The organism is Streptomyces sp. NPDC101165 (assembly GCF_044768135.1).
GTDB lineage: Bacteria > Actinomycetota > Actinomycetes > Streptomycetales > Streptomycetaceae > Streptomyces.
The window spans coordinates 1-8,222 of record NZ_JBIWPG010000048.1 but is presented as its reverse complement, the minus strand read 5'-3'; the positions used below and the strand labels follow the sequence as shown (position 1 = coordinate 8,222).

The window sequence follows — 8,222 nt, the reverse complement described above, 5'->3', positions numbered from 1 at the left end:
CTCTCGCCTGCCGAGTTCGAACAGCAGCACCGGCGAGGACGTAAACTCACACTCGCCGCATGAACCCCTGTGTCCACACTCCGGGGGACGCCTCATCACGAGCCGTCCCCCGCTGCTGACTCCGCAAGCCTTCAGTCGGCTACGGGGACAAACCATCTGGAACGGCGCCAGATGGCATGCGAGGGCGGCGCGGCACCGCACGGTGGAAGCAGGGTGTGCCCACGCCTCATGCCGTGGCGCACGCTCGTGCCGCCTCGCCGAGGCGGTGGACGCCCTCGGTGAGGTCGGCGAGGTCTTCCGAGGCCGCGAAACCGAGCCTGAGGCAGGCGCCCGGTTGCTCGGCCGGGAAGTAGCGGGTGCCCGCGTTTACGGCCACACCATGGGCCCGTGCCGCGTCCGCGACGGCGACGTCCTCAAGGCCGGGCGGGAGTTGGACCCACAGGTGCAGGCCGCCCTCCGGGATCCTGGTGGGCGTCCAGTCGGGCAGTTCGCGCGCCATGGCACCGGCCAATACTGCACAACGCTCCCTCAGGTGCGTGGAGAGCGCGCGCAGATGCCGGTCCCACGCCGGGGTGCTCACCAGTTCCAGGGCCGCCTCCTGCAGTGGCCTGGCGACGAAGAAGTCGTCCACCCGGCGCATCCCCTGGAGTCTTCGCATCACCGGTCCACGGGCGATCACCGCCCCGATGCGCAGGCTGGGCGAGGCCGGCTTGGTCAGGGAGGTCAGCTGGACCACTGTGCCGTCGTGGTCGTCCGCGACCAGGGGGAGAGGCACCGGGCCGCCGTGGCCGAGGTGGCGGGCGAAGTCGTCCTCGAGGAGGAACGCCCCGGCGGCGCGGGCCACGTCCACGACCTGGCGGCGTCGCGCCGGGGCGAGCACGGTGCCGGTCGGATTGTGGAAGGTGGGCTGGCAGTACAGCAGCCGGGCCCCGGTTACGGCGAAGGCGTCGGCCAGCAGGTCGGGGCGGATACCGTCGCCGTCCATCGGTACGGCCACCGGGCGCAGCCCCGCCGCGCGGGCGGCGGCCAGCGCGCCCGGGTACGTCGGTGACTCCACCAGCACTGGGCTGCCCGGCGCGGCCAGCGCCCGGAACAGCATCGACAGTGCGCCCTGGCCGCCGCCGGTGATCAGCACGTCCTCCGGGCCGACCGCGCTTCCCGCCGCTTGGGCGAAGACCGCGCGCAGCGGCGCCAGGCCCGCGGCGGGTGCCCGGTCCCAGGCACCGGGGCGGCGGGCCGCGCGGGCCAGCGCCGCGCTCAACGCCCGTTCCGGACGGAGCGATGGGTGCAGATAGCCGCCTGCCATGGCGATCGCGCCCGCGGGCGGCGCATCCGAAAGGCCGTCCGCGGCGCCCGGATCGAAGTCTCGTCCGGCGAGTGCCACTGCCTGCCAGGAGGTGTCCGGCGCATTGGTGGCCGAGCGTGCGCGGCGCGGGGCGACGTAGGTGCCGCTGCCCGGGCGGGTGACCACCTCGCCCTCGGCCGACAGTTGGGCGAACGCCCTCGACACCGTCACCGGACTGACGCCGTGACGCGTCGTCAACTCCCGGCTGCTGGGCAGTCGGTCACCGGGTGAGAGACGGGCGATCTCCGTGCGGAGTATCCCTACCAGCGCCTCAGTACTGCTACTCTCGGACATGAGACAACAGAGTAACGCTTCTCTCCCTGCTGGAGAATCGCTCCTCGACACGGCGGCGGAGATTGCGGCGCTGCGCGCCGACACCCCGGGCTGCGAGTCGGTCATCCACTTCAACAACGCGGGCTGCGGCCTGGTGACCCGCCCGGTCCTCGCGGCTATGACCGACCACCTCCGACTGGAGGCGGACATCGGCGGATACGAGGCCTCCGCCGCACGGGAGGTCCAGGTCCGCGACTTCTACGCGTCGATCGCCGACCTCCTGGGCCTGCTCTACCTCGTGGACGCCTGCCAGTCGGTGGGGCAGTACGCGATCGACGTGGCCGAGATCGGCTGCGACCTGCTCATCGCGACCTGCCGCAAGTTCCTGCGCGGCCCGCGCGGTTCGGGCTTCCTCTACGTCTCCGACCGCGTCCTGCGGGAGGGCTACGAGCCCCTGTTCATCGACATGTACGGCGCCCGCTGGGTCGAGCCCGACACCTACCGGCCGGTGGACAGCGCGGCACGGTTCGAGGAGTGGGAATTCCCGTACGCCACCCTCCTCGGCTGCGCGGCGGCGGTGCGCTACGCCCTGCGGGTCGGCCTGGAGCCGATCTCCCGCCGGACGCCTGCGCTGGCCGCCCGGCTGCGCGACCGCCTGGCGGACATCCCCGGCATACGGCTCCTCGACCGCGGCCCGGCCCCGGCGGCGCTCGTCACCTTCGAGGTGGAGGGCTGGCAACCGCAGCCGTTCAAGACGGCCCTGGACGAGCGGGGCATCAACTCGGCTTTGAGTTTCCGGGAGTTCGCGCAGTACGACTTCGACGACAAGGACGTCGACTGGTGCCTGCGCCTGTCACCGCACTACTACAACACCGAGGACGAGGTCGACACGGTCGCCACAGCCGTCGCCGAACTCGCCGAGCACGTGCGGAGGGCCCGCTGATGGCGTCGGCGAACGTGACGGCGGCCGGCCCGGACGCGGCCCCCGGAAAACCACCCGGGACCCTCTGGCACAACAGGGACTTCCTCAAGTTCTGGGTGGGCGAGACCGTGTCGCTGCTCGGCACCCAGGTGACGACCCTCGCGCTGCCCCTCACCGCCATCCGCGCGTTCGGGGCCAGCGACGAGCAGGTGGGACTGCTGCGGTTCCTGCAGCTCGCCCCCTACCTCGGCCTCGCCCTGATCTTCGGGGTGTGGGTGGACCGGGTCCGCAGGCGCAGGGTCATGCTCGCGGCGAACCTGGTCCGGATGGTCCTGCTGGCGCTGGTCCCCGTCCTGCACTGGGCGGACGCCCTCAGCATGGTCACCCTGACGGTCATCGCGTGCGCCGTCGGAGTCGCGTCGGTGCTGTTCGACGTGAGCTGGATGTCGTACGTCCCCACCCTGGTCCGCGACCCCGATCACTATGTCGAGGCGAGCGCGAAGATGGGCGTCAGCTCATCCACGGCGGATGTGGCGGGGCCCGGCCTGGCAGGAGTCCTGGTGTCGGCGCTGACCGCACCGGTGGCACTGGTCGTGGACGCCTTCTCGTACCTGGTCTCCGTCATCTCCCTGCTGCTCATCCGCACACCCGAGCCGCGTCCGGAGCAGGGCGCTCGCCGCCACATCTGGTCGGAGCTGCGGGACGGCCTCCGCTGGGTCATGACGGACAGGATCCTGCGAGCCCTCGCGCTCGTCGGATTCTGCTGCAACTTCTCCATGATCACCGTATGGACGATGTTCCTGCTCCACGGCACACGCGACCTCCACCTCGCCCCGTCGGTTCTCGGCGGCATCTTCGCCACGGCCTCGGTGGGCGGCCTCATCGGCGCGTTGATCTCCGGACGAGTGATCAAACGGTTCCGCCTCGGACGCGTCTACGTGCTGGCCCAGTCGGCCCTGCTGCTCGGCCCGAGCCTCCTGGCCACCGCCGCCGGACCGAGCTGGCTGGTGATCACGATGTGCGTGGCGTCCTTCTTCGTCACGTACCTGGGACTCGGCGTCGCCAACGTCATCATCGTCAGCCTCCGGCAGACGAGCACTCCCACGTCGATGATGGGACGGATGACCGCGGCTTTCCGGACGCTGCTGTTCGGCGGCGGCGCACTCGGCGGCCTGTCCGCCGGTCTCCTGACCGGCGCGCTCGGCGGCAAGGGCGCCCTGACCGTCGCGGCGATCGGCTCCGCCGCCGTGGCGATCGGACTCTTCGCGTCCCCGGTCACCAGGCTGGCAGCCCTGCCGTCACCGACGGAGCTACGTGTGTAGTGAACGCCAACTCCGTCGTACCGAGGCCATCGTGGTGTGCTTTCCGCGATCGTGGCCTCGCCCCCCGAGACCGGGACGGAAGCCGGTTCCGTCGGCGAGACAAGCACCTTGAACCTGCGTTCCTGCCGGACGGCGCGTTCGGTGGTCTGTGGCTCATTTCCGCTCGCGCGGAGAAGACTACGAGGCGTCCATCACCGAGTTGCCGGACGTCGGTTCACCTCCGCTTGAGCGGAGGTGAACAGTCCCTGCCCGACGTACGCTCCCTGGCCCCGTGCCTGTCTACGCAATGTGCCTTCGGTGACGTCGGGGCCCTGGACCGTTGGCGCAGGCCTGGCCGCAGCGGGCTGAGATGGGCAGCCATCGGGTCGGGGCCAGTGCCCAGGATCCCACGAGCGGCGATGAGTCCTGTGGCGTCCGGCGGTCGTACTGTCGAACCCGTTACCGAGGAGGACTTCTGATCCGCAGCGTGACCTATTCGATGGGCGTCTCACTTGACGGCTACATCGTCGGGCCGGACGGCGACTTCGACTGGACGGCGCCCGACGAGGAGGTGTTTCGCTTCTGGATCGACGAGATCCGATAGGTCGGCGTCCACCTGTTGGGACGACGGCTGTACGAGACGATGCTGTACTGGGAGACCGCCGATCAGGATCCATCGCTCGACGACTCAATGCTCGAGTGGGCCGCGCTCTGGAAGCCGCTCCCCAAGGTGGTGTTCTCCACCACGCTGTCGGCGGCGCAGGGCAATGCCCGTCTGGCTTCCGGCGGTCTGGCGGAGGAGATCGAGCGGTTGCGAGCCGAGCCGGGGGAGGGTGACATCGCGATCGGCGGCGCGACTCTCGCCGCCGAGGCAGCCGCGTTGGGTCTGATCGACGAGTACCGGGCCATGGTCTACCGGGTGCTGGTCGGCGGTGGCATTCCGTTCTTTCCCCAGCGCGAGCGCGGGGTGGATCTCGAACTCGTCGAGACCCGCACCTTCACCTCAAGAGTCGTCCACCTCCGCCACCGTGTGGCGCGCTAGTGCCGGCGGCTGCGGGTGAGCCCGAAGTCGGCCTACCAGTGGCACCAGATGTGGCGGGACGGTGGCGTGCAGGCTCTGGCCTCTCGTGGCCCGAGTGGATCGCGATGCCGTCTGTCCCCGTGCTGTCTGGAGAAGCTGGCCGCGTACCTCGATGAGGGACCTGCCGCGCATGGCTGGGTGGAGGACCAGGTGTGGACCGCGACGAGGGTGGCCACGCTGATCGGCAGGAAGTTTCACGTCTCTTACAGCGTCTCGGGAGCCACACGGTTGATGCACCGGCTCGGCTTCAGCCCGCAGGTGCCCGCGCGGCGGGTGGCCGAGCGCGACGAGCAGGCCGTGACCGTGTGGAAGGAGGCGACCTGGGCCGAGGTAAAAGAGCCCGGGCGGCGTGCGGGGGCTACGTCTGTTTCGAGGACGAGGCGGGTTTCACCCGGCGGCCGCCCAGAGGACGCACCTGGGGCCGGCGCGGCCGCACCCCTCAGGTGACGGTGAGCGGCCGACGCTCGGGACGTCTGTCCGTGGCCGGACTCATCGCGATGCGGCCCGGCTCCCGCACCCGGCTGTGCCACCGCCTGCGCACCCACCCCGCGGGCAAAGGCAAACGTCGCAGCATAGGCGAACGCGACTTCATCGCGCTGATCGACGGCGTTCACCACCTCGTCAAGGCCCCGATCGTGCTGGTCTGGGACCGGCTCAACACTCATGTCTCTCACGCCATGGGTGAGTTGATCGCCCAGCGCGAATGGCTGACGGTGTTCCTGCTGCCCGCGTACTCACCGGATCTGAACCCCGTCGAGTGGGTATGGGCCCATGTGAAGCGCAGCCTGGCCAACCTCGCCGTCGTCGCTCTCGACCAGCTCGAAGTCCTCGTACGCAACCGACTCAAGCGCCTCCAGTACCGGCCCGACACCCTCGACGGTTTCATAGCAGGGACCGGCCTGCCCCTCGACGACCCAGCGTCACCCTAATGCGCTGAAGTCAGTAACGATCTCTAGCTCAAATCTGGGACGCCGAGGGCTGGCACATCGACTTACCCGCCGAAGCCACAGACGAACCCAACCATAAGTTCCAGGCCGGGCGTTCCGGAGGAACGGCTACGACTTCGCGGTCAGAGCTCGCCGCGGCGTGTGAGTTGCTTCACCGCGTTCTCACGGATGATCTCGTTCTCGGCGTCGCGCAAGCCCTCGAGGGCTTCCCGGGCCTCCGCGCCGGGAATGCCGCCGAGCGCCCAGATCGCCTTCACCGCAAGCGCCCGGCACTCGTCGAAGTCCAGGTACTGGGGAACCCAGCGAGTCGCCTCGACCAGCGTCGGCACCGTCTTGGGCGAGCGGAGCCGGCCCAGCATGCGCACGATGTCCTCGTGCTTCCTGTGCCAGTCGGCAGGGAACAGTTCGATCAACGGCTCCAGGAACTCCTCGACCGAGGCGTCGGCGGCGCTATGGACGATCACCGCCATCTCGACGTCGGCGGCGTCCCGGCGCTCCATGGCGTCCCGGAGCAGCCGGAGCGCCAGGGCCGCACCGTCGGACTCGCCGAAGTGGACGAGCACCTCGTCAAGCGTGCGCGTCGGACCCTCACCCGATCCGATCGCCAGGCCCAGGACCAGATCCTGCTCGTCAGGCGTCATCGCCTGATCACCTCCCATGCGGTGATGTTGTCGTTGAAGAGCTTGGCGCGTCACCGGCAGCTAGGCCGATGTTCACACGTGAGGTTGTTGAACGCCCCAGGCTTTGAGTGAGCCCCAGCGAGATCATTATCGCCGGGATTGCCTGTGCCTCAACTAGGGTCTGTTTCATAAGTGGATCAAGGTCTGCCATGATCCACTCGTGGGGCGTGGAGATTTGACGAGCGAGCAATGGGCCAGGCTGGCGCCGTTGTTGCCGGTGGGCAAGAAGTCGGGGCGGCCTCCGGTCTGGTCCAAGCGGCAGCTGATCAACGGCATACGCTGGCGGACGCGGACCGGCGCGCCCTGGCGCGACGTTCCCGCACGCCTGGGACGTGAGCGTGGACTCCACAATTGCGAGGGCGCACCAGCATGCTGCAGGCGCCCGCAAAAGGGGGATCTGCAGCGGGACAAACCCGGCGGGGTCGTAGCCGAGCCCGCCGACCATGGGCTCGGACGCTCACGCGGTGGACTGACCACGAAGGTGCACTTGGCGGTCGAGCACGGACAGAAGCCGCTGTCCTTCCTGGTCACCGCCGGCCAGCTGCACGACAGTCCCCAGTTCCAGCCGGTCCTGGAGCGCATCCGGGTACCGCGCATGGGCGCAGGCAGGCCGCGCTGCCGACCGGACCGGGTCCGGGCCGACAAGGCCTACGGGGCCCGAGCCAACCGCGCCTACCTGCGTAGACGCGGCATCCGCTGCACGATTCCGGAGAAGTCTGACCAGATCCGCAACCGCAAGAAGCTGGGCGCCCGAGGCGGTCGCCCGCCGAAGTTCGACAAGGCCGACTACCGCGAGCGCCACGCGGTCGAGTGCGGGATCAACCGCCTCAAGCGCCACCGGGCCGTGGCAACCAGGTACGACAAGCTGGCCGTCCGCTACGAGGCCACGGTCACTATTGCCGTCATCAACGAGTGGCTGTGATCGCTACAACGATCCGCGATTCTCTGGGCCGGCGTGCGCCCCTCCAATCCAGAAGGTCAGCGCCTTCCGCCTACCTCCCAGCGACCGCCGCATCGCATTGACCAGTCGCATCTGCGCCTGAGCTACCTCCGCGCTGGCCTCCCGGAACACCTCTTCGCCAAGTGGCGCACGGACCGGATCGACTTCTCGCGCGACGCGGTCCAAGAAACGGTCGACCGACTGACCAAAGCTGTCGATCTCTCCCGCGACCTCTGCAGGAGCGATCAAGCTGACCCGCGTGAGAACGGCGCTCCACTCGGCCCAGTCGTAGTCCCATCCGCGGCGGTCGGCGTGTGCACGCTTGATCACCATCGTGAACTTGGCGTAGTGGCTGAGGAGTTCTTGGTAGGCAACCAGTTGCTGATCCCGCGACCACTGATGGTCCTGGCCCCGTCTGGTGACGATCCCGCCTACCAGCACCCCCACCGTCGCCGAGGCCGCTCCAGTAACGGTTGTGATCAGTGCTTCCAGCAAAGCCACCCCAGCCCCCGTGCCCAGCAACTGCCGTTCGATCCGCGATCGGAACATAGCACTGGTGCATATTGGCGCGTCAGAGCATGCGATGGCCTCGCAGCGGACGATGCCATCGGTGGCTGGCCGACGCTTTTGAAACACGCCCTAGTACTGCAACGGTCTATGCCGTGACTGTTGGCCAGCTGGGTCGTTGGTCTGGTTATGGGTGGGGACCTTGCTGATGTCAGGTTGTGGGCCG

6 protein-coding genes and 3 pseudogenes are annotated in these 8,222 nt (G+C 68.9%); 6 read left to right on the top strand and 3 right to left on the bottom strand.

Annotation, left to right across the window (positions count from 1 at the left end):
* Positions 1–226: 226 nt before the first annotated feature.
* Positions 227–1,639, bottom strand: coding sequence for a PLP-dependent aminotransferase family protein (locus ACIRVH_RS46345; RefSeq protein WP_403967140.1), 1,413 nt, complete (start codon positions 1,637–1,639; stop codon positions 227–229).
* Here ACIRVH_RS46345 and ACIRVH_RS46340 point away from each other — a divergent pair.
* The 5 genes and pseudogenes from ACIRVH_RS46340 (at position 1,638) to ACIRVH_RS46320 (ending at position 5,851) form a co-directional block, all read left to right on the top strand.
* Entirely contained in the window at positions 1,638–2,561 is a 924-nt protein-coding gene (locus ACIRVH_RS46340; protein WP_403967137.1) for an aminotransferase class V-fold PLP-dependent enzyme, read from the top strand. The two genes, ACIRVH_RS46345 and ACIRVH_RS46340, sit on opposite strands and share 2 nt — an antisense overlap.
* The gene (locus tag ACIRVH_RS46335) at positions 2,561–3,862 is read left to right on the top strand and encodes an MFS transporter (RefSeq protein ID WP_403967134.1); all 1,302 of its coding nucleotides are present in this window, start codon (positions 2,561–2,563) and stop codon (positions 3,860–3,862) included. The genes ACIRVH_RS46340 and ACIRVH_RS46335 overlap by 1 nt, the downstream gene beginning before the upstream one ends.
* A 457-nt stretch (positions 3,863–4,319) precedes the next feature.
* A pseudogene (locus tag ACIRVH_RS46330) lies at positions 4,320–4,883 on the top strand (dihydrofolate reductase family protein).
* A 48-nt stretch (positions 4,884–4,931) separates the two neighbouring features.
* Positions 4,932–5,228 (top strand): annotated as a pseudogene (locus tag ACIRVH_RS46325) (winged helix-turn-helix domain-containing protein); the annotation flags it as partial.
* A complete protein-coding gene (locus ACIRVH_RS46320; RefSeq protein ID WP_403967131.1) occupies positions 5,228–5,851 on the top strand; it encodes a transposase in 624 nt (207 codons plus the stop codon). The pseudogene ACIRVH_RS46325 and the gene ACIRVH_RS46320, both read left to right, overlap by 1 nt.
* A 140-nt stretch (positions 5,852–5,991) precedes the next feature.
* Here ACIRVH_RS46320 and ACIRVH_RS46315 read toward each other — a convergent pair whose 3' ends face one another.
* Positions 5,992–6,528, bottom strand: a complete 537-nt coding sequence (locus ACIRVH_RS46315) for a HEAT repeat domain-containing protein (protein WP_403967128.1) — start codon at positions 6,526–6,528, stop codon at positions 5,992–5,994.
* A 181-nt stretch (positions 6,529–6,709) separates the two neighbouring features.
* Here ACIRVH_RS46315 and ACIRVH_RS46310 point away from each other — a divergent pair.
* Positions 6,710–7,471: pseudogene (locus ACIRVH_RS46310) on the top strand (IS5 family transposase).
* A 3-nt stretch (positions 7,472–7,474) separates the two neighbouring features.
* Here the strand turns inward: ACIRVH_RS46310 and ACIRVH_RS46305 are convergent.
* Complete coding sequence (locus tag ACIRVH_RS46305) at positions 7,475–7,990, bottom strand: hypothetical protein (protein ID WP_403967125.1); 516 nt, start codon at positions 7,988–7,990, stop codon at positions 7,475–7,477.
* Positions 7,991–8,222: the final 232 nt, after the last annotated feature.